Annotated in this window: 26 protein-coding genes and 1 tRNA gene; 7 read left to right on the top strand and 20 right to left on the bottom strand. The window is 60.8% G+C overall.

Annotated features, from left to right (window positions below):
- Position 1 precedes the first annotated feature (1 nt).
- From adeC to AC1RJW_RS01755, 4 genes are all read left to right on the top strand, one after another.
- Positions 2-1450 carry an AdeC/AdeK/OprM family multidrug efflux complex outer membrane factor gene (adeC, locus tag AC1RJW_RS01740; protein ID WP_489630223.1) on the top strand — a complete coding sequence of 483 codons (1449 nt, stop codon included), beginning with the start codon at positions 2-4 and terminating at the stop codon, positions 1448-1450.
- Between the two features lie 63 nt (positions 1451-1513).
- The gene (locus AC1RJW_RS01745) at positions 1514-2128 is read left to right on the top strand and encodes a TetR/AcrR family transcriptional regulator (RefSeq protein ID WP_070219162.1); all 615 of its coding nucleotides are present in this window, start codon (positions 1514-1516) and stop codon (positions 2126-2128) included.
- Between the two features lie 103 nt (positions 2129-2231).
- Positions 2232-2308 (top strand) — tRNA-Pro (locus AC1RJW_RS01750).
- A gap of 317 nt (positions 2309-2625) precedes the next feature.
- The gene (locus AC1RJW_RS01755; RefSeq protein WP_493042951.1) at positions 2626-2964 is read left to right on the top strand and encodes a YegP family protein; all 339 of its coding nucleotides are present in this window, start codon (positions 2626-2628) and stop codon (positions 2962-2964) included.
- Between the two features lie 126 nt (positions 2965-3090).
- On the opposite strand, the gene AC1RJW_RS01760 is transcribed toward AC1RJW_RS01755, so the two are convergent.
- The 12 genes from AC1RJW_RS01760 to AC1RJW_RS01815 form a co-directional block, all read right to left on the bottom strand.
- Positions 3091-4206, bottom strand: a complete 1116-nt coding sequence (locus AC1RJW_RS01760; protein ID WP_493042953.1) for a tyrosine-type recombinase/integrase — start codon at positions 4204-4206, stop codon at positions 3091-3093.
- On the bottom strand, positions 4203-4409 hold the full coding sequence (locus AC1RJW_RS01765; RefSeq protein WP_493042955.1) for a DUF4224 domain-containing protein: 207 nt from the start codon (positions 4407-4409) through the stop codon (positions 4203-4205). Before AC1RJW_RS01765 ends, AC1RJW_RS01760 begins: the two co-directional genes overlap by 4 nt.
- A 22-nt stretch (positions 4410-4431) precedes the next feature.
- On the bottom strand, positions 4432-4707 hold the full coding sequence (locus AC1RJW_RS01770) for a hypothetical protein (protein ID WP_289944957.1): 276 nt from the start codon (positions 4705-4707) through the stop codon (positions 4432-4434).
- On the bottom strand, positions 4704-4925 hold the full coding sequence (locus tag AC1RJW_RS01775) for a hypothetical protein (protein ID WP_493042958.1): 222 nt from the start codon (positions 4923-4925) through the stop codon (positions 4704-4706). The genes AC1RJW_RS01770 and AC1RJW_RS01775 overlap by 4 nt, the downstream gene beginning before the upstream one ends.
- Positions 4919-5071 carry a hypothetical protein gene (locus AC1RJW_RS01780; RefSeq protein ID WP_493042960.1) on the bottom strand — a complete coding sequence of 51 codons (153 nt, stop codon included), beginning with the start codon at positions 5069-5071 and terminating at the stop codon, positions 4919-4921. The genes AC1RJW_RS01775 and AC1RJW_RS01780 overlap by 7 nt, the downstream gene beginning before the upstream one ends.
- Positions 5068-6978: a replication endonuclease gene (locus AC1RJW_RS01785; protein ID WP_493042962.1), complete on the bottom strand. Its 1911-nt coding sequence runs from the start codon at positions 6976-6978 to the stop codon at positions 5068-5070. The genes AC1RJW_RS01780 and AC1RJW_RS01785 overlap by 4 nt, the downstream gene beginning before the upstream one ends.
- A complete protein-coding gene (locus AC1RJW_RS01790; protein WP_493042964.1) occupies positions 6968-7345 on the bottom strand; it encodes a hypothetical protein in 378 nt (125 codons plus the stop codon). The genes AC1RJW_RS01785 and AC1RJW_RS01790 overlap by 11 nt, the downstream gene beginning before the upstream one ends.
- 101 nt (positions 7346-7446) lie before the next feature.
- Positions 7447-7848 (bottom strand): hypothetical protein, encoded by a 402-nt coding sequence (locus AC1RJW_RS01795; RefSeq protein ID WP_493042965.1) that lies wholly within the window; start codon positions 7846-7848, stop codon positions 7447-7449.
- Between the two features lie 123 nt (positions 7849-7971).
- Complete coding sequence (locus AC1RJW_RS01800) at positions 7972-8235, bottom strand: Ogr/Delta-like zinc finger protein (protein WP_493042967.1); 264 nt, start codon at positions 8233-8235, stop codon at positions 7972-7974.
- The gene (locus tag AC1RJW_RS01805; RefSeq protein ID WP_121668704.1) at positions 8232-8420 is read right to left on the bottom strand and encodes a hypothetical protein; all 189 of its coding nucleotides are present in this window, start codon (positions 8418-8420) and stop codon (positions 8232-8234) included. The genes AC1RJW_RS01800 and AC1RJW_RS01805 overlap by 4 nt, the downstream gene beginning before the upstream one ends.
- Before the next feature lie 47 nt (positions 8421-8467).
- Positions 8468-8671: a hypothetical protein gene (locus AC1RJW_RS01810; protein WP_493042970.1), complete on the bottom strand. Its 204-nt coding sequence runs from the start codon at positions 8669-8671 to the stop codon at positions 8468-8470.
- Between the two features lie 10 nt (positions 8672-8681).
- Positions 8682-8885, bottom strand: a complete 204-nt coding sequence (locus AC1RJW_RS01815) for a hypothetical protein (RefSeq protein WP_493042972.1) — start codon at positions 8883-8885, stop codon at positions 8682-8684.
- 81 nt (positions 8886-8966) lie between these two features.
- Between AC1RJW_RS01815 and AC1RJW_RS01820 the strand changes: the two genes are divergently transcribed.
- From AC1RJW_RS01820 to AC1RJW_RS01830, 3 genes are all read left to right on the top strand, one after another.
- Positions 8967-9410, top strand: coding sequence for a helix-turn-helix domain-containing protein (locus AC1RJW_RS01820; protein WP_121668706.1), 444 nt, complete (start codon positions 8967-8969; stop codon positions 9408-9410).
- Complete coding sequence (locus tag AC1RJW_RS01825; protein ID WP_493042975.1) at positions 9407-9814, top strand: hypothetical protein; 408 nt, start codon at positions 9407-9409, stop codon at positions 9812-9814. The genes AC1RJW_RS01820 and AC1RJW_RS01825 overlap by 4 nt, the downstream gene beginning before the upstream one ends.
- 66 nt (positions 9815-9880) lie before the next feature.
- Positions 9881-10561: a hypothetical protein gene (locus tag AC1RJW_RS01830; protein WP_493042977.1), complete on the top strand. Its 681-nt coding sequence runs from the start codon at positions 9881-9883 to the stop codon at positions 10559-10561.
- Between the two features lie 27 nt (positions 10562-10588).
- Here AC1RJW_RS01830 and AC1RJW_RS01835 read toward each other — a convergent pair whose 3' ends face one another.
- From AC1RJW_RS01835 to AC1RJW_RS01870, 8 genes are all read right to left on the bottom strand, one after another.
- Positions 10589-11833, bottom strand: coding sequence for a phage late control D family protein (locus AC1RJW_RS01835; RefSeq protein ID WP_493042978.1), 1245 nt, complete (start codon positions 11831-11833; stop codon positions 10589-10591).
- Complete coding sequence (locus AC1RJW_RS01840) at positions 11830-12438, bottom strand: phage tail protein (RefSeq protein WP_493042980.1); 609 nt, start codon at positions 12436-12438, stop codon at positions 11830-11832. The genes AC1RJW_RS01835 and AC1RJW_RS01840 overlap by 4 nt, the downstream gene beginning before the upstream one ends.
- Positions 12439-12452: 14 nt before the next feature.
- Positions 12453-15539, bottom strand: coding sequence for a phage tail tape measure protein (locus AC1RJW_RS01845; RefSeq protein WP_493042981.1), 3087 nt, complete (start codon positions 15537-15539; stop codon positions 12453-12455).
- On the bottom strand, positions 15540-15653 hold the full coding sequence (locus AC1RJW_RS01850) for a GpE family phage tail protein (protein WP_071650284.1): 114 nt from the start codon (positions 15651-15653) through the stop codon (positions 15540-15542).
- Positions 15654-15661: 8 nt separating this feature from the next.
- Positions 15662-15970, bottom strand: a complete 309-nt coding sequence (locus AC1RJW_RS01855) for a phage tail assembly protein (protein ID WP_493042983.1) — start codon at positions 15968-15970, stop codon at positions 15662-15664.
- Positions 15971-16009: 39 nt separating this feature from the next.
- Complete coding sequence (locus tag AC1RJW_RS01860; protein ID WP_493042985.1) at positions 16010-16519, bottom strand: phage major tail tube protein; 510 nt, start codon at positions 16517-16519, stop codon at positions 16010-16012.
- A 67-nt stretch (positions 16520-16586) separates the two neighbouring features.
- Positions 16587-17762 carry a phage tail sheath protein gene (locus tag AC1RJW_RS01865; protein ID WP_493042987.1) on the bottom strand — a complete coding sequence of 392 codons (1176 nt, stop codon included), beginning with the start codon at positions 17760-17762 and terminating at the stop codon, positions 16587-16589.
- Positions 17763-17792: 30 nt separating this feature from the next.
- The gene (locus AC1RJW_RS01870; RefSeq protein WP_493042989.1) at positions 17793-18299 is read right to left on the bottom strand and encodes a hypothetical protein; all 507 of its coding nucleotides are present in this window, start codon (positions 18297-18299) and stop codon (positions 17793-17795) included.
- Position 18300 lies beyond the last annotated feature (1 nt).

Consider the following 18300-nt stretch of genomic DNA (forward strand, 5'->3'; position numbering starts at 1 on the left):
TATGAAAAAATCACTACTCTCCATGGCGGCACTGGCCTTGTTGGCCGGTTGCAGCCTGGCTCCCACGTACGAGCGTCCGGCGGCGCCGGCGCCCACGGCGTGGCCGACGGGCCCTTCCTACAAGGCCGACACGGCCGCCGCTGACGCCAAGCCGGTGGCGGACATCGCCTGGCGCGAGTTCTTTGCCGATGCGCGCCTGCGCCAGGTACTGGAATTGGCGCTGGCCAACAACCGCGACCTGCGCGTCTCGATCCTTAACATCGAGAAGGCGCGCGCCACCTACGGCATCGAACGCGCCGCCCTGATCCCGACCCTGTCGGCGTCGGGCGGCCAGTCGGCCACGCGCATTTCGAAAAACGCCAGCCCGACGGGCGAAGCGTCCATCAACCGCCAGTACACGGCGAACCTGGGCGTGTCGGCCTACGAGCTGGACTTCTTCGGCCGCGTGCGCAGCCTGTCCGACAGTGCGCTGGAGCAATACCTGGGCACGGAAGAAGCACGCCGTGCACAGCAGATCAGCCTGGTGGCCGAAGTGGCCAGCACCTATCTGAACCTGGTGGCTGACCAGCAGCGCCTGCGCGTGGCGCAGGACACCTTGAAGAGCCAGCAGTCGTCGTATGACCTGGCCGTGCGCCGCTTCAGTGCCGGCGCCACCTCGGGCCTGGACAAGTACGATGCCCAGACCAGTGTCGAGTCGGCCCGTTCCGACGTGGCGGTCTTCACGAGCCAGGTTGCGCTGGATCAAAACGCGCTGGTCTTGCTGGTGGGCGGCCCCGTGCCGGCCGACCTGTTGCCGCCAGCCGAGTTCGGCACCGTGACGGCGCTGGCGGACATTCCGTCCGGCGTGCCGTCGGACGTGCTGCAACGCCGTCCCGACGTGCTGGCGGCGGAGCGCACCCTGCGCGCCGCCAACGCCAACATCGGCGCGGCGCGCGCGGCCTTCTTCCCGCGCATTTCGCTGACGGCCACGGCCGGTTCGGTCAGCGACAACCTGTCGGGCCTGTTCAAGGGCGGCAGCGGCACGTGGAGTTTCTTGCCGCAGATCAGCTTGCCGATCTTCGATGGAGGCGTGAACCGCGCCAACCTCGATATCGCCAAGGTGCAGCGTGAAATTTCCGTGGCGCAATATGAAAAGGCGATCCAGGTCGCCTTCCGTGAAGTATCCGATGCGCTGGCCCAGCGCGGCACCATCGACGAGCGCCTGCAGTCGCAGGTCTCGCTGGTCGAGGCGTCGACGAAGAGCTACACCATCCACGACGCGCGCTACAAGCAGGGCGCCGAGTCCTACCTGAACGCCCTGGTGGCCCAGCGCGCGCTGTACACGGCGCAACAAAGCCTGATCACGGCGCGCCTGGCCAAATCGACCAACCTGGTCACCTTGTACAAGGTGCTGGGCGGCGGTTGGCAACCTGAGCAGACAGCCGTCGCGGCGGCTGGCGGCGCCCAATAATCACGGGGACGCCGACGCCGGCCTTGCCCGCAAGGGCAGGGCCGGCGCGCTACTGGAAAAGTCATGAACCAAGTTGAAAAGAAGCATCCGGATCCCGAGCGCGCCAACACGCGGCGCAAGCAGGTGCTCGATGCGGCCGAAAGCTGCTTCAGCCGCCGCGGTTTCCACGGCGCCAGCATGGCCGAGATATCGAAGGCGGCCGGCATGAGCGCGGGCCACATCTATAATTATTTTGACAGCAAGGATGCGATCATCGCCGCCTTCGTCATGCAGAATACGGAGCGCGTCTCCAATTTGATGCAGGACCTGGCGCAGCGCGAAGACCCGCTGCAGGCCGTGATCGACAATGCGGGCGAGCATGTGCTCGAAGCGCTGGACCCGACCACGTGGATGATGCCGCTGGAAATCTTTGCAGAGGCGTCGCGCAATCCGGCGATCGCGGAAATGCTGCAATGCTCGGACCGGCGTTCGCGCCAGTTATTTCTTTCCATCATCCGCGACGCGCGCATCAAGCGTGGCTTGCCGGCTGACGAGGAAATGCTGCAAGGGCGCCTCGATGCCCTGGTGGCGCTGTACCAGGGGTTGCCCGTGCGCTTCATTCACCATCCGGACGTGAAGGTCGAACCGCTGATCGCGGGCTTTCGCATCGTCCTGACGGCGTTGCTGCTGAGCGAATAGGGCGCTTGAGCGGCGCATGCAAAAAAGTTTGCGCAGATCGACATGAATCGCGCGCAAAAGCATGGCAAAAACCTAAAAGCGTCTGCTATAATTCCCACCTCGTCGGGGCGTAGCGCAGCCTGGTAGCGTACATGCATGGGGTGCATGGGGTCGGAAGTTCGAATCTTCTCGCCCCGACCATTAGATTCAAGGAGTTACAGCGCAAGCTGTATAGAAACCCAGTACTGTATATTATACGTTTGTATAATATCGGTGCTGGGTTTTTCCGTTTACGTGACATCAAATTTGCTTACTCCCACATGTGACTTTTATCGGCCGAGGGTGAGTAGTTAAAATAGCGTGCTTTGTGCTGTGAAGCTGATAGTGGCCGTAATTGGTTTCCTGATGTCGAGGTTACAATCCGCGCATATTCCGCTGATAGCGAATGATATGCTTTTCAACAGCCCGGCATAAGAAATGGGCTCATGTGTATATCACTTCCAATCTAGGAGAATCGAATGCCAGGTCATTACATCATCAAGAAGTCTAGCGCCGCCCAGCCGTATCATTTCGTGTTGCGTGCTGGCAATAACGAGGTAATTCTGACGAGTGAGAACTATGCCTCCAAGCAAGGCGCCCAGACTGGAATCGCTTCATGCCAGGTGAACAGTCCGTTTGACGAGCGATATGTTCGTAAGGAGACTACCGCAAGTCAGCCGTACTCCTTCGTGCTGAAAGCTGCGAATGGCGAAGTAATTGGACGGAGCGAAAACTATGCGAATGCAGCAGGTCGAGATAGTGGTATCGCTTCGGTAAAAGCAAATGGTCCAAGCAAAGATATTCGCGACGACACCTAAAGCTTAGCGTTGGGGGCGCGGTTCTCTTGACGTTACACCGTAGGACTTGGTGTCCTACGGTTTTAGTTCTTTGCTACGCTTTGCCACGCACTGAAGATGGCGGCGGCAAAGGGACGTTGGCACTTACTAAAGCCAGGGCAATTCCATCGGAATCTCGGAAACATCCGCAATCACTTCCTTGATGTAAATATCCGTGGTCTTGCCTGACGTGTGCACCAGGCGCTTTTGAATGTCGCTGCGGTTCTCGCCTCGCCGTGCCGCATCCGTGGCCGCCAGGGCTCGGATATCGCGGAACACCACGTCATCCTTCATGCCAATGCGCTCCTTTGCGCGGTCCCACATTGAACTGAGGCCGGAGCGGGTGTAGGCGCCGCCTTTTTGCGTCGGAAACACGAACTGGCTAATCAGCCCATACTTGATTTTCAGTCCACGGGCGCGGGCTATCACTTCGGCAATCTCTGCCGTGACAACAATATCGACTGCCTTGCCGCTGGTTTTTTGCGTCTTGCTTGGCTTGATCCTGATCCGTCCATCCTCGATCTGTGATTCTTTCAGCATGCGGATATCGATGCCGCGTGCCCAAAGCAGGTAAGACATGTCGATGATGCAGGCGAACATGGGGCCGCTGGCCGTCGGGATGCTCAAGCCCGTGCCCTTGCGCTCCTTGCTCATCATGCCGGCTTCGCGTATCGCTTGCACTTGCGCGTGTGTGGCCAGCACCTCGCGGCGTCCGGTCTTGTAACTGGACATGTCGAGTTGATCTATGGGGTTGTCTTGGCGCAGGCCCAGTTCACCGATGATGAACTTGAACAGCCGGCTCATCAGTGCAGCATACTTCTTCGCCGTGTTCGGCGTATTTTTGAAGTTGTCACGCAAGAAGCCGGCGCAGTCCTTGGTTGTGACCTGGGATGCGTGGAATTCTTCGAACTCGTCGGCGATCACGTCCAGGTAGCGACGGTAGGCATCTTGCGTGTCCTTGCCGTAGCCGCCCAGTTTATTTTCTTTGAATTCTACGCAGGCATGAGGCATCGAGCCTTCGACAAGGTGCGGACTACCCAGGAGTGCGGCCAGGGCCGTCAGCATTTTGCTTTCCCCCTCGGCCTCATAGGCTAGGTGAATCCAGCTTTGCATTTTGCCGTTGGCCGGGTTGCGCATGGGCGCGGCCGCCAGGTAGCGATACGCACCGTTTTTCAGGTAGACCCGGCGCGGCAGGCCGCGATTGGTTTTGCGGTGACGATTCATTTTCTGGCAGATTTCCTTACAGGGGCGGGGGCCGCCGGCATGGTAGCGGGATGGATAAGATGCATGCGAAGCACGCGAACTGTGTTGTCGTGCAATCTGGTGGCGGGCACGCCCATTTCCTTCAAGGCGCGGAGCTGTTCTGCCGCGCGTCGGTAATGTGTCAGGTCGATAACCTCTTGATCACTTAATGCCAATTCATTCATGTCGGTATTTCTCCTTATTGCGCTATGAAATAGTTCTTATCAGGTCAAGTTGGCGCGGGTCGCTCTGGTCCTGCACGTAGATATAGGTCATGCCGCCTGGTGCGCGCTCCTCGCAGACTGGTTGGCCGTTGGCCATAGCAAGTGCTGCGGCAGTGGAGCACACACCGAACGATCGCTCAAACAGGCAACCTTCGCAGTTCGCCGCCGCTGTTTCCCGCGCTTTGAAGCGCACCATCGCCGGGTCTAAGGGCTCGGCGCGCTCGCCGCGCCATTTATCACTTGTGATGCATTTCGTCATGGTGTTGTCGCGGCAAGGGGCTGCACAGCAGCCAGCGGCACGGCGCGGAACATGCCCGGCCACTGGTGGTCCAGCTCCACCCAGGCGTGCAGCTCGCCATTGCCCACGTCGCGGCGCAGGTCGTTGACGGTGCCGGCCCGGTAGCCTTCATCGGTATCGAATGTCACGCGGTCGCCCAGGGCGATTTGCCGCGGTGAATCGGTCAGGGTGGTCAGCATTGCGGTACTCCTTTCAGTTTGGCGGTAACGCCGCACACGCCGTAGCGGTCGATGGCGGCGTCGATCACGTCGCCGCTGGATGCGGCAACCTCAAAAAATTCAAAGCGTTCGGTTTGTGTGCGAACGATCACGGCATAGGTGCTCATGTGGCATTTCCTCTCATGGAAGCCGTATCGGTGACGATCACGCGCGGGTAAGGGCAGGCGTTTAGCTTCGCCACTTCGAAAAGCAAATCGATCTTTTCTTGGTCGCCCGGGATCCGGGGGAATGGGCATAGATTGTTGTGTGCTGCACAAGCCCAAATCGCGGTTCGCTCTTCATCACATATCGCCCGCACGATGTCGGGGCTGCGATCCGGCGGGGCAGGGCGGTCGGGGTGCGTACAGTTATTTACACGAGTCCGAGGAACGGCAACCCCAACAGCCACCGCGCGAGCGCCTGTGGCCTGTACCGGCGTCCACGTATGGCGCACGGACTTGAAGACCACGCCAATGAGGTCGCTGCAGCGCACGCCGTAGGGCGTGGTGCGCAGCGTTTCCCCGTAGCGGCCGATGACGGTTTTTTCATCCTTGGCCAGCGTGACGACCAGCTCCTTGCGCGGCACCAGGGCGCCGCCCTGGGCGCGCAGATATTCGGCCCAGCAGGCGCGTTTTTCGCCGTCGATCTTTTGCACGGCGTCCCAGGCGCGGCGCATGGCGGCCGGGGCTTCGTTGAGCATGCTTTCCTCGATGCGGCGCAGTTCGCGCCAGACGGTGACGGGCGCGCCGCCCCATTGCTGGAATTGACGGATGCCCCAGCACGCGGCCCAAGACTCGACGCGCGCCGATGGCGTCAGCTCGACATCGCCTTCGGTGTCGGCCGTGACGACATAGCCTTCTTTCGTCTTGTGCTCGGCCACGCCGTCGATGTTCTTGGCCACGTACTTGGCGATGTAGCCGGCGGCGCTGCCCTTGGTCCAGTCGATGCGTTTCACGTCCAGGCGGCGCGCGAAGGCGCCCGGTTCGCCACGGTCCACGCGCCAGGCGTAGCGCTTCATGATGCGGATGGCGCGGCCCGCCACGTCCTGCAGGTGGGCCGTCTTGTATTTCGCGGTGGGGCGCACGAACAGCAGCAGATGCCAATGCGGGCAGCCGTCGTGATGGGGTTCGGCGATGCGAAAGCCGTACAGGCCGATGCCACGGCGCGCCAGCGCGGAGCGGCACAGCGATGTCATCTTGCCTAAATATGCATTGGCCTCGCGAGGCGTGGAGCCGTCAAACTTGTCGTTTGGCTTGCCGCTGTGCTGCATGGCGTGAAAGCGCGATGGGCACGTCCAGGTGATGAAAATGCCCTGGTCGCCGCACTCGCGGGCGATCTGCTCAAAGCCGTTGATGCGCAACATCAGTTCGCCGCGCCGTATGGCCTTGTTGGCGGTGGTTTTCTCGGCCAGTTCGGCGATGCTGAATTGCTGGCCGTTTTCGTTCTGCACCAGCGTGGCGGCCAGCGCTGCCGCGTTGCGGCGGTTCTGCGCCAGGCGCGACAGCACGGCGTCGTTGCTGGCGTAGGGTTCGCCGCGATAGTTCACGTAGCCCAGGTGGATTTTGCCGGCTTCGAAGGCGCGCTTGACGCGCTTGCGCAGTTGGCGGCGCCACCAGCGGGCGTCCACTAGGCGGGCGATGGTATCGGTCAGCGCGTCGAACTTGGGCAGCTCGATGCCATACGAGGCGCATTCACCTTCCATGATCTGCAGGGCGTGCGTGTCGGACAAGGCCATCCACAGCATTTTGGTCACGCCGGCTGCCGCGCGCTCGGCGGTGGCCACGATGTCCGCATCGCTTTGCGACAGGTCGACGCCGGCAGGGACGTACTGCTCGGCGAATTCGCGCACAAAGCTGGTGGCGACGGATTCATAGACTTTGTACCAGGACGACCAGGCCATTTTTGCCATGGCGGCCGCGATGACGCGGTTGCGCCACTTGAACGGGATGCGGGCCAGCTCGGGCGCGAACCGGGCGGAGCGCAGGAAGGCTTCGTGGCGTTGCGGGGCAGGCAGCAGGATTTGTTTAGATTGCATTCAACAGTCTTTCGTACACACGGATAGCGGCAGAGGTGGCAGCGCGCAGTTCGATGCGCTCTTCCTCGGTAAAGGAGTGGATGGGCGATTCCCAGCGGTCGGCGTCCAGGCCGGCGGCGATCAGCACGGAACGGCGCGCGCCACGCGGCGACAATCCCCAGGCCTGGGCGATAAAGCGCGCCTCGCTGGCACGCCGCTGCTCGATGGCGCGCAAGCTTGCCCGTTCGGCCAGGCTGGCTTTCGCCGCAGCAATGGCGGCCAGTGCCTCCGGCGCCCCTGGGGGCGTCGGCACGTCCTTGTCGCGTGCGGCGAGGATTGCCGCCGCCGGCAGAAACGACAGGTGATTGTCGATAAGGGACGCCGGCATGGTTCAGTCCTTGATGGCGCCGATGGCCCGCAGCAGGGCTGGGGTGATGAGGATCAGGAGCGACAGCAGCCATATGCCGCAGGTTTTGAGCAACTGCAGCATTACCACTCTCCCGCCATATCGCCGCTGCATGGAATTTTTCCATCCGCAAGCGATACCAATCCAATGACGCCGATTCGCGCCTGGCGCGCGATCTCTGGATGGACCATGGACGCATACGTGCCACCTGGGCAGCAATCTGACGCCGAGGGGATTACGTCGCCCACATGGCCGCATGCGTAGCAATAGCGAACAGCATTGATGGCACCTCTCAGACTGATGATGGCTGCATCAGCTATGGAAATTTCGCGTTGAACCCAAGCAACCGATGCATGATTTGACTCAAGACAATGCTGTAAAAGCTTCTTGTCGTTTGAGCGTTGACGGCCCAGCGCACACAATGCCGCCAGCACAGACTCATGCGATAAGGTGACGGTTTTGAGCATTTGAAGACTGTTTAACATCGATTTTCCTTATTTCAGGTTGAGCGAAACCCGCACGCTCAAAAAGGAGCGCTGCAGGGCACAGCAATGGAGGGGAGTTACAGCGGCCGGGCTACGGCGGCGCGAGAATGGCCATGGCGTTCATCAGCATCCCGCAGTCAGATCAAAGGCCAGCTGATTGGTGGCGGCCGTGCGCGCATGTTGGGACATCGGAATACGGATATCAGACTTGGGCACGGCCGACAGCGAGAGGGTGCGCAGCACTTCCAGGCCTGCCACGAAGACGTGCCCGCAGTCCGGGTTCTGGCACATATAGGTGATTTCCTTGAACATGGCGGACATCGTGCGGCTTTTGACGGCGCGGACGGTGTATTCACAATGCGGGCAGGGCAGGCCGATGACTCTCATTTCAGCTTTCTTTCCACTTGGTACAGGGCGCGACCGCGACCTGTCATGTTTTTCAACTGCTTGCGCAAGCGCGACTTGATGAGCCATTCCGCCGCCTGTTCGATATCGGCCAGTCCTTGGCGCTGGCGCACGATTTCCAGCAGCGCGCGCTCGTCGTCATTGAGATTAATTTGGTGATCTGGCATGTGGGTAGCTTTGCAGTTGCTTAAAAGTTACTATTCAGCGTCTCGGATTAAGCACTGCGAAGCTGTACGCTATCGATGTTGGCGTCATCTGAGGCAACAACGGCCAAGGCTTCACGCATGACAATCTGGCGCACCAGCACCGCAAGAGCTTCGCCTTGGTAGTCGGCGAGCGAGGAAACAAGCTGGTGTTCGTAATCGTCCAGGCGCAACATGACACGGTGGTTGCGGATACGTTTTGCATCGGGGTACATGGCGTCGTCCTTAGTGGGTGATTTGGGAAGCGATTTCACGCTTGTAGTCGGCGAGGCCGCGCAAGATCAGGAAGCGCAAAAACCACGCACGGGATCGCTCTTGCTGTGCGGCAAGTGCTTCGACCTCCAGCACTTCATCAGGCGCCAAGCGGACGCCTAAAGGCTGAGAAGTGACGCCCTTGGCAGTGCGCCCTATTTTGGATACGTTTTTCATAATGTTATGATGTGTAATCGCTACAGGATGGCGTAACTATAGTGTACGAATGTACACCTGTCAATGAGATTTAGTGAAAATATGAGCACCATCGGCGAAGCATTGAAGGCGGAGCGCCTCCGCTTGGGCATGAATCAAGAAGATTTTGGCGCTGCAGGTGGCGTGAAAAAACGTACTCAAATATCGTACGAGCAGGATGAGCGGTCTCCAGACGCCGTTTATCTACGGGCTATATCCGCAATTGGTGTTGATGTCCAATTCATCCTTACTGGCGATCAGGCAGCGGCATCGTTGACGGACGACGAAAAGGAATTGCTGTCGGGCTATCGTGGTTTAGATATTCGCGGCAAGGCGGGAGTATTAGGAATGATTGACGGTATGACTGCAGCTCCTGCGACCAAGCCGGCGCAGCAAAAGGCGGACACCGCCACCCCCACTGTAATTTTCCACGGTAAAGTCGGCCAGCAAGTAACTGGTGATGTAACGGGGAAGCAGACATTCAACGTGGGCACAAAGAGAAAATGAATGCCATTTTAATATCGCTGTTCTTGGCTGCATTGCCAATTTCATCTTCTTACGCAAACGAGTCTACCGCCGACCCAAAAAAAATCAAATTGGCCTTAGTCCGTATTCCGGTGACGGATAAAGACCTCGGCTATAAAGACCTTAGTGTGCGTCTCCCGAAAGTTGGCATGGCCGTGGAGTTCGTTAAGATAACGAAGATCGCTAAAGGCGAAGACGAACCGCCACATATCCTTGCAGGGGATGAAATTATAGACATTTTTCTAAGTGAGCCGAACCAGATTGTGAAAGCCATTTGCCCAATCAGCGGCGGCCAAGCCTCGTATGTCATACGCGGCAAGAAAATCATTCCGCAGACGCGCACGGCCTACTGGCTGATGACCAACAAGTGTGATTACAAAGGCTAGACCGACTGAGCATCCTTTAGTCGATGAACGTAGATTAGTTTTGGTTGTGGAAAGTAAAGTTAGCAGATGTCTGAAAAATTTGAATTCAAGCGCGAAGTAGGGCAAGCGGTTATTGGAAACGTGAATGAGGCGCCGCGCTTGAGCAACGTAGTCACGCTACATGTTGGCGACAAGGAAAAAGAGGTTGAGCTGATTACCTCCTATCAGCGTTCAAACATCAAATTGCTGGTGGACAGGCTTGCCAGCCTAACTGGCGATGAGGATGTAAAGATATATCGAGGACTGATTACCGATTACGGCCTCCAAAGATTTAAAGAGCTGCCTAGAAGTAAGTATCAAGAAGTGAAAACTACTCTAGAGGACAGAATTGAAGAGGCCGGAAAGCCCCTTGTTGATGCTCCGAGCTCTGCCGTCAAATCCCCCCAAACTACAGCTCATCATGTGCACACTGCGCTTCCCTGCATCGCTTGTGCTGAAAAAACGATGAGTTTTTTACGTCTGCAACGCGCCGCTCGCTTGCAACTCGCGGCCCTGATTGCATGCCTGACTGCTTGTGGCTGGCTACTTTACAAAGTTCAAGCACCTGCTGATCATGATGTTAATCCGGCAAAAGACGGGAAATGCTACATTGCCGGAAAGGCTTACACCGCCGGGCATATTGAGCGATCACGCGGCAAAGCGATGGAATGTGTCGGCGCTGTAGGTGATATGCCAGCTATGTGGCTGGACGCAAATCGAGGACAATAAGCCAACGCTGAAGAGTGTCTGCAGCGCCTATTGAGCGCTGGCCGCATCCTCCTTGTTTTCACGAATGATTTCTCGGACCTCTTCGATGTGCCTCCACGTATGCAGCGCCGCCCGCTTGGCGGCCTGCTTGCTCTTGTAGACGTGCTCCAGCGTCTTGAGCTGGCCCGTGGCGCCGGCCTGTTCCTGCCCCACCTTTTTCTTCTTCGCCGCCACGTCCTTCCACTTGGCCACCACGCCCGTGATGCCTTCGTCCGGGTCTTTCTCTTCCTCTCGCTCGGCCTCGACCGCTTCCGTCTTCGTTTCAAATTCCACACGCGTGGTAAAGCCGCTGCCGCCCAGGTTGTGCGTGACCTTGACCGATAGCCACTCGGTGGCGTCGATCTCGGGCTTGAAGCCTGTCACCGTCACGGGCGATTGCGGGAACACGGCCGGGTTGCCCAGGGCCAGGTTCATTTCGAAGGTGGCCAGGCCGCGCAGGATGCGCTGCCATTCGGCCACGGCCGCCGCGCGCGCATCCGTTTCGTTGGCGAAGGTGGTGCGCAGCCGCTTGCTGTTGCCGGGCACGCCGGCCACCACGCTGCGGCGGCGCGCGTAGCGCTCGTCGTGCCAGAACGCGCGCACGCCCGTGTAGGCGTCGCTTTCGGCGCTGTGGTAGCGGTGGCCGTCGCCCAGGGCGCGCGTGATGGGGATCACGGGCAGCGCCTTGCCGCTGGCGGTGCGGCTCTGGTTGATGGGGATGAAGAGCAGGGTGTCATTTTTGACGGTGGCCACGGCGTCGTACTTCCTGCCCAGCCGGCGCAGGAAGGCCGCATCGCTTTCGTGGGTCTGGTCGATGTGCTCGATGGCGGTATCGCGCAGGCGTGCCGACACGCCCGACGCCAGCTCGTTGCGAAAGGCAATCGCCTCGATGATGGCGCCCAGGGTGGTCTTGTGAAAGCTGTGTTCCTGCTGCTGCTTGAAGGTGTCGATCAGGTTGGCCGACCTGGCGCGCAGGGTGATGGTGTCGGGCGCGCCGCTGTGCTCCACCTCGTCCACGGTGAACTTGCCCATATCTACCAGGCCAGTGGCTTGCCAGCCCAGCGCCAGGGCGATCTGCGCGCCGCGCGGCGGCAGGGCCAGCTTGCCATCGCTGTCATCCAGGGAAATGTCGAGCTGGTCGCTCTCGTCGCCACGGCAGAGGGTCAAGGTCAGATTGATCAGCCGCGGCGAAACGATGGCCGTCAAATCCTTGTCCTCGATGCTGACCTTGAAGGCCGGGATATGCTCGCTCATTTGAATTTGTCCGCCGCGCTGCCGATGGCACCGCTGACGCTGCCGCCGATCTTGTCTTTCATCTCGCTGACGACGCCGCCATATTTCGACGTGATGCCGCCGATTACATTGCCCACGACGCTGCCCACAGCGTTCTTGGCCGCGCCCGCAATGCTGCTGGTCATGCCGTCGATGCTGAGCATGTTTTTCAGGTCGCCGATGTCGCCCAGGCCCACCATGGCCAGCACGCCGTCGTCGTCGCGCTTGAGCGCAATCGAGAACTCGACGCGGCGCGCGCCGCCACTGCCGTCGAGGATGGTGCGCCCCTCGGTCATGCTGGTGATGCGGTACGAGCCGAGAATGCGGCCAGTGCCCTGGATCAGTATCCACGATTTGCCGGTGTCGGCCATCATGCGCAGCGCATCGAGGGAATACAGGGAGCCGGTCAGTTCCGGCGCTACCCAGCCCGACAGGGTGATGGTGTCGTCGCCCGGCCCCACGTACTGGTGCGCGTCGCGCAAGCCCACGCGCGCCGTGCTGGCGTGCTTCCATTCCGTTTGCCGCTGCAGCTCGTGATATGCCAGGGTCGGCAGGCTGAACACGAACATTCCTAAAATCATCATCATGGTGCTGTTCTTTCTTAATCGTGGTCGCGCAGGGAAGAGCGGATGCGCGCCGCCTTTTCGCGGTCGCGCTGTTCTAACGCCACGCTCACCGCGCGGGCGATGGCCTGGGGATCGGTGCCGGCCTGCACGTGGAAGGTGATTTCGATCTTGTCGCCCTGGATGGTCATGCCGGCGCCGAACCCGCCCTGGGGCAGCGGCGCGCGCGTGTCGAAGGCGCTGGCCGGCAGGGCGGTGGCCGTGCCGATGGCGATGCCGGCGCCCAGTTGCGTCAGGCGCTGGGCCAGGCCGGATACCTTGGCAATCGGCGCGGCTTCGCTGCGGTCCAGGCCCACGGCCAGGCCTTGCATGGTGTAGTCGCCGAGCTGGGCAAACACGCGGCTTGGGCTGTGGATGCCCAGCTTTTCCTTGAACCAGGCAATGGTGCTGGACCCGGCATCGCTGATCGCGTCCTTGACGGCGCCCATGGAACCGGTGATGCCGTTGATCAGGCCGCGCAGGATGTTGGCGCCGAATTCGGTGAACTGCGCCGGCAGCTTGATGCCGAACCAGCTCAACACGCCCGCGAATGCCTGGTAGAACACGCCGACCGGTGACCAGTTGATAATCAGCGCGCTGATGCTGGCCATGCCGCCGGCGCAGACGGTGCGCAGGCGCGACCAGATATCGGCAAAGAAAGCGCCAATAGGTTGCCAGGATGCGGTGATACGCTGCAGGATGCTGGCGCCGAAGTCGGTGAACTTGGCCGGTAGCGCAATGCCGAACCAGCCCAGCACGCCCGCGAAGGCGCGATAGAACAGGGCGAGCGGTGTCCAGTTGGCGATCAGGGCGCTGACGCCGCCAATGCCGCCGGCAAAGGCCATCTTGATCTGCGACCAGATGCCAGTGAAGAGGCCAGCCAGCGGCGCCAGACCCTTGGCAAAGCGGCCCCGGATGTCGGCGGCAAAGTCGGTGAACCTGGCCGGCAGCGCAACACCGAACCAGCCCAGCACGCCCGCGAAGGCGCGATAGAACAGGCCCAGCGGCGACCAGTTGGCGATCAGGCTATTGATGCCGACGAATCCGCCGGCAAACGCCTCCTTGACGCTGGACCACAGGCCGCCAAAGAAAGCCTTGATCGGCTCCCAGTATTTGTAGATCAGGAAGGCGGCGCCGGCAATGACCGTGACGGCGATGCCAATCGGGGTCATCAGAAGAGCGCGGCCCAGCCACAGTACGGCGCGGCCCGCCCACATGAAGGCGCCGCCCAGGCTGCGCAGGATGGGCGTGAGCACGCCGCCGGTCACGCCCATCTTGGCGAACATGACGTGCAGCATGGCATACGGGCCGATCAGGGCGGCAATGCCCAGCATCAGCGGCCCGAGCACCAGCAGCAGGCCGGCCAGCACGGCAAAGGCGGTAATCATTACCTTGGCCACGGTCGGGTTGCGTTCCATGAAGCCGTTCAGGCGCGTGACGGCGGAAATCGCCAGCTCCAGCCCCCGCGCGTACAGCGGCAGGATTTTTTCGCCCATGGTGAGCTTGAGGTTGGCCAGCTTCGATTGCGCTTCCAGTTCCTTGCCGGCGGCCGAGTCGCGGCCCAGCTTTTCCAGCTTGCCGATATCGGCGGCGCCACGGTTGAGCTTTTCGTTCTTGTGGATTTGCCCGCGCTGCAAATACATCTGCGAATACAGGTTCGACGCGGTGCGGTTCGAAAAGATGCTGCCGATGGCGTCGAGCACCTGTTTCTTTTCCGTGATGCCCTTCTTGGCCAGTTGCGGCAACAGCACCTTTTCCATCCATTCGAACTGGTTTTCGCGGAACAGCTCGGAACCCAGCAGCGCGCCAGGATTGAGGAAGGAAAGTTGTCCCGCTTTATCATGCGTGACCTTGCTCTTGTCGCCGATCAAGCCAAATTCTTCCAGTTTCTTGGCCGAGCGTTTGGTAGTGCGGCCCTGATACAAGTTCTGGTAGGCGCTCATCAGGGACGTGCCGACGCGGTTGCCGCTCATTTCCTGCACCAGCGGTTCCATCTGGTAGTAAAAGGCGTCATCCTTCAAGCCCTTGGCGGCGATGCCGCCCGTTTTAATCATGTTCAGCCATTCATTCGGACCGACCCGCCCCCCCGTGGCGGTGATGACTTGCTGCACGATGTTGGCCTGGGCTTCGAACTTTTCCTTGCTTTCCAGGCCGCCGCGCAGCTCGATGACCTTGAGCATGTCCATGAACTTGCGTTCGTTGTCGGCGCCTTCGGCCTCGCCAAAGAAGGCGTGATTGGCAAACTTCATCTTGGCCAGAGTAGGGGCGACCATTTCCGCATGGTGCACGTCGGCAAAGGCGCTCATGCCGTCGCGCATCAGCTGCAGGTTGTCGAGCTGGCTGGTGCCGTAGGTCTTCATGTTGCGTGCGAAGGCGACGGCCTCGGCGGATACCTTGTCGCCCAGGCCCAGCGCGTTGACCCTGCCCACTTCCGTTTGATAGTGCTTGGCCTCGTTCAGCCCCTTGACGACGGGCGCGCCGATGACGGCGCCCGTGGCGGTGGCGCCAGCGCCGGCCATGGCCAGGTTGCCCGCCTTGTTGCGCAACTTGTCCGCGTGCTGGGTGGCATTGGTGACGCGCTGCTGCTTGGCGGCGGAGGCGGCCAGGCGCTTTTGTTGCGAAGCCAGTTCAACGTTCGTCAGCTGGATGCTGTTTTTGAGCCATTCCTGCGCCTTGCCGAGCTGGCGCGTGTCGATGCCGGCTTCCTTGAGGCTGGTACGCAGGACGCGGAATTGCTGGCTTTGTTCGCGGCTTTTCAGCGTCAATGCCTGCGTGACTTTGACTGCCGCGTTAAATTCGCGCGTTAGGGCGCGCGTGGGCGTCGTGGTCTGCTTCATTTTCGCAGCAAGATCATTCAGTTTGTCCTGCGCTTCCTTGAGCTTGGTACGCGTCGCATTGATACCGCTATGCAGTTCGCGGAATTTCCCCAGGTTTCTCTGCTGGGTGTTCAGCTCACGCAGGCGGTCGCTGGTGGCCTTTAGCGCCTTGGCCGTATCGCTGGACCCGCCCATGATTTTTTTCAGCGGGCCGGTAATCTTGTCCAGCGCTGCAAATACCACCTGTAATTTCAGATCCCGACCAGCCATCTATTCCGCTCCGCTTCTTTGCCTGGCGCGTTCGCGCCAGGCCATCAACTCATCAATCGTAAAACCGTCCATCGCTGCCGGCGTCCAGTGAAAGACGCCGGCAATGTCGGCCATGGCGTCTTCTACTTCGCCGGGGATACCGAAAGGCGATCTACTTTGCTCGCCAAAAAACTGGCAACCTCGACGCCCACGGCCAGCAGGTCGGCCGGGTCCATGTTGGCGATGTCGTGCGCGGTCAAGGTCGGCTCGGTGATGCGCGGCAGCACGATCTGCAGGGCCGACACGTTCAGGTTGGCCAGCTCGATCAGGGAAATACCGCGCAGGGCACCCGCCTTGGGCTTGCGCACGGTCAGCGAGGTGATGAAGGTGTCGCCGCGTTTGATCGGGTCGTCCAGTTCGATGATGGCGCTGTTTTGGGTATCGTTGTGCATGGTGTTGTCCTTGTGGTGTTGTGGTAAGTAAAAGGGGGATTACAGGCCGATGGCCTTGCGGATGGCCGCATTGGTGTCGCCGCCGCCGAAGTTCTCGGTGCCGCTCATGAAGTCCAGTTCGATGACGGTCGCGCCGTCGATCAGCAGCTTGTAATAGCTGCAGGCCATCGTGTACTTATGGGTGGTGTCGTCGCCCATCTTGGCGCCGCCCATATCGATTTCCTTGTAGCGGCCGCGCACGACGACCTCGACGGCGGCGACGGTGCCCTCATCGTCTTCCTGGTAGGCGCCGGCAAAGCGCAGTTGCACGGCGCCGTGCGCGTGCACACCGTATCGCTTCAAGGCTTCCACGATCAGACCGCCGGCGCTCCATTCCAGCGACAGCGCCTCGTTGCCGAAGTCCACGGACACGGGGCCGCTCATGCCGCCGGCTCGGTACTCTTCCATCTTGCGGCTCAGCTTGGGCAAGGTGACTTCGGGCACCATGCCCATGAAGGACATACCGTCCTGGAACAGGTTGAAATTTTTCAGTTTGCGGGGCAGGCCCATAAGTTCTCCAGTAGCTCAATGCGCCCGCGCAGGCGCGGGCAGGGTGGTGATGGTGACGCCGGTACGACTATGCGGCGATGCGCGAGGCGAAGTCGGCCAGGTAGCGGTCGGTGATGCGCTGCTGGAATTTCAGGTTTTCCAGCGGCGGCACGGGCGTGTAGTCGTAGTCGATGGCCAGCTTGCCGTCTTTCAGCGCCGTCTTGTCGTTGTATTGCTCGTCATACCAGGCATGGCCGTCGATGATGTAGCCCTGCAATTTCAGGTCGCGGAACTTGGCATTGATGCTTTCCAGCAGATCGCGCACCAGGGACGGATGCAAGGGCACATCGACGTAGGCGAAATGTGCCTCGGCGATGGTATCGGCCAGCACCTGGGCCGTGCGCGTGTAGCTTTCGAAATAGAAGAAGCCGCCCGGCTCCTCGCAGGTGCGCGAACCCCAGAAGCGGTAGCCGCTCATGTTAATCAGGGTGGTCACTTCCTTGGCGTTGAGCACGCCGGCATCGGTGGCCGGGTCTTGCAAGTCGAAAAACACGTCCTTGGTGATGCCGGTCGGGCCGTTGACGACCACGTTCGACAAGGTCTTGTGCCAGCCCGTTTCCTCGTCGATTTTGGCGCGCAGGCCCATGGCGTAAGCGACGGCGGACATACTGGCCTCGGCATCGATGGCGGTATCCCAGTTCACAAAATCGGGCCAGATGACCATCACTTCGCGCTGGCCGAACTGGCCGCGATAGGTGGTGGCGGCGGTGACGGTGGCGCAGCCATAGGCCGACGCGTAGACGAAGCCGCGCAGGCGCTGCGCCACGCTCGCCAGGGCATTGGTGACGGCCTGGGTATCCAGCCCCGGCGCGCCCAGGATGCGCGGTTTCACGCCCAGCTTGCTTTGCGCTGCCAGCAGCGCCTTGGCGCCCAGGTACTTGCCGTCAGGCGATACACCGCCCACCGCGTTGGTGGTGGTTTCCGCTTCCGTCTCGCCTTCGGCCACGCGCACCACGACCGTCAAGGGTTTGGTCTGCGCGGCGATGGCCGCCAAGCTGCGGTACAGGGTGCCCGTCTTGCCGGCCTTGCCCATGGCGGCCAGCACGTTGGTGACGAGCACGGGCGTGTCGAGCGGGAAAGCGGCCGGGTCGGCATCGTCTGCCGTGGCGATCAGGCCCAGCACGGCGGTGGACACGGTGCGGATGGGGCGCGAACCTTCGTTGATTTCAATGACGCGCACGCCATGGTGGTAGTCGGTGGCCATAGGGCTCTCCTGGTGAGTGGTGAAAAGACGTTACTGGGGTGCTGCCGTGTCGGCATCATCGAAGGCGCGCCGCGCCTCGCCGGACAGGGTGGCGGCGATGCGTGCGAATTCAGCGTTGACGGCCACTTGCAGCTCGTCCAGATCGCGCGCGGAGGCAACCGTCGGGTAGATGGTGATGTCAAGCAGGCCGGCGCGCGCCGCCGCGATGGCTTGCACGGTCTCCGCGTCGCCGTCGGCCATGGCGGCAAAGCCGATGCCGGCCAGGCGGTTGAGGATGGCGTCGCGCGTTTGGCGCACGCTGGCCAGGTACGGTGCGGCCAGCACGGAAAACGGTGGCGGCGGCGGTGCGCTGATGTCCCACTTGCCGCCGGATTTTTTACGGATGGTCGCGCCGGCGGTAATTGCCGCGCGCAGCTTGGCTTCATCCTCGGGCGTGACCTCGACCCCATCGGCCGGCCAGGTGCCGGCCGCTTCATACACGGCTTGCATGTTGGCCGGAAAGAAACCACGGACCTTGTTGGAATAAAGCATCGTCATG

The organism is Janthinobacterium sp. GW822-FHT07A03, from assembly GCF_058798815.1.

What these genes read in the sequence shown, in the direction of transcription:
- AC1RJW_RS01785 (WP_493042962.1), bottom strand. Translation starts at nt 6,978, where the DNA reads ATGCAATCTAAACAAATCCTGCTGCCTGCCCCGCAACGCCACGAAGCC.
- AC1RJW_RS01745 (WP_070219162.1), top strand. Translation starts at nt 1,514, where the DNA reads ATGAACCAAGTTGAAAAGAAGCATCCGGATCCCGAGCGCGCCAACACG.
- adeC (WP_489630223.1), top strand. Translation starts at nt 2, where the DNA reads ATGAAAAAATCACTACTCTCCATGGCGGCACTGGCCTTGTTGGCCGGT.
- AC1RJW_RS01830 (WP_493042977.1), top strand. Translation starts at nt 9,881, where the DNA reads ATGTCTGAAAAATTTGAATTCAAGCGCGAAGTAGGGCAAGCGGTTATT.
- AC1RJW_RS01870 (WP_493042989.1), bottom strand. Translation starts at nt 18,299, where the DNA reads ATGACGATGCTTTATTCCAACAAGGTCCGTGGTTTCTTTCCGGCCAAC.
- AC1RJW_RS01815 (WP_493042972.1), bottom strand. Translation starts at nt 8,885, where the DNA reads ATGAAAAACGTATCCAAAATAGGGCGCACTGCCAAGGGCGTCACTTCT.
- AC1RJW_RS01860 (WP_493042985.1), bottom strand. Translation starts at nt 16,519, where the DNA reads ATGGGCCTGCCCCGCAAACTGAAAAATTTCAACCTGTTCCAGGACGGT.
- AC1RJW_RS01800 (WP_493042967.1), bottom strand. Translation starts at nt 8,235, where the DNA reads ATGAGAGTCATCGGCCTGCCCTGCCCGCATTGTGAATACACCGTCCGC.
- AC1RJW_RS01835 (WP_493042978.1), bottom strand. Translation starts at nt 11,833, where the DNA reads ATGAGCGAGCATATCCCGGCCTTCAAGGTCAGCATCGAGGACAAGGAT.
- AC1RJW_RS01780 (WP_493042960.1), bottom strand. Translation starts at nt 5,071, where the DNA reads ATGAGCACCTATGCCGTGATCGTTCGCACACAAACCGAACGCTTTGAA.
- AC1RJW_RS01805 (WP_121668704.1), bottom strand. Translation starts at nt 8,420, where the DNA reads ATGCCAGATCACCAAATTAATCTCAATGACGACGAGCGCGCGCTGCTG.
- AC1RJW_RS01820 (WP_121668706.1), top strand. Translation starts at nt 8,967, where the DNA reads ATGAGCACCATCGGCGAAGCATTGAAGGCGGAGCGCCTCCGCTTGGGC.
- AC1RJW_RS01765 (WP_493042955.1), bottom strand. Translation starts at nt 4,409, where the DNA reads ATGAATGAATTGGCATTAAGTGATCAAGAGGTTATCGACCTGACACAT.
- AC1RJW_RS01865 (WP_493042987.1), bottom strand. Translation starts at nt 17,762, where the DNA reads ATGGCCACCGACTACCACCATGGCGTGCGCGTCATTGAAATCAACGAA.
- AC1RJW_RS01840 (WP_493042980.1), bottom strand. Translation starts at nt 12,438, where the DNA reads ATGATGATGATTTTAGGAATGTTCGTGTTCAGCCTGCCGACCCTGGCA.
- AC1RJW_RS01825 (WP_493042975.1), top strand. Translation starts at nt 9,407, where the DNA reads ATGAATGCCATTTTAATATCGCTGTTCTTGGCTGCATTGCCAATTTCA.
- AC1RJW_RS01855 (WP_493042983.1), bottom strand. Translation starts at nt 15,970, where the DNA reads ATGCACAACGATACCCAAAACAGCGCCATCATCGAACTGGACGACCCG.
- AC1RJW_RS01770 (WP_289944957.1), bottom strand. Translation starts at nt 4,707, where the DNA reads ATGACGAAATGCATCACAAGTGATAAATGGCGCGGCGAGCGCGCCGAG.
- AC1RJW_RS01850 (WP_071650284.1), bottom strand. Translation starts at nt 15,653, where the DNA reads ATGGCCGACATTGCCGGCGTCTTTCACTGGACGCCGGCAGCGATGGAC.
- AC1RJW_RS01760 (WP_493042953.1), bottom strand. Translation starts at nt 4,206, where the DNA reads ATGAATCGTCACCGCAAAACCAATCGCGGCCTGCCGCGCCGGGTCTAC.
- AC1RJW_RS01810 (WP_493042970.1), bottom strand. Translation starts at nt 8,671, where the DNA reads ATGTACCCCGATGCAAAACGTATCCGCAACCACCGTGTCATGTTGCGC.
- AC1RJW_RS01845 (WP_493042981.1), bottom strand. Translation starts at nt 15,539, where the DNA reads ATGGCTGGTCGGGATCTGAAATTACAGGTGGTATTTGCAGCGCTGGAC.
- AC1RJW_RS01790 (WP_493042964.1), bottom strand. Translation starts at nt 7,345, where the DNA reads ATGCCGGCGTCCCTTATCGACAATCACCTGTCGTTTCTGCCGGCGGCG.
- AC1RJW_RS01775 (WP_493042958.1), bottom strand. Translation starts at nt 4,925, where the DNA reads ATGCTGACCACCCTGACCGATTCACCGCGGCAAATCGCCCTGGGCGAC.
- AC1RJW_RS01755 (WP_493042951.1), top strand. Translation starts at nt 2,626, where the DNA reads ATGCCAGGTCATTACATCATCAAGAAGTCTAGCGCCGCCCAGCCGTAT.
- AC1RJW_RS01795 (WP_493042965.1), bottom strand. Translation starts at nt 7,848, where the DNA reads ATGTTAAACAGTCTTCAAATGCTCAAAACCGTCACCTTATCGCATGAG.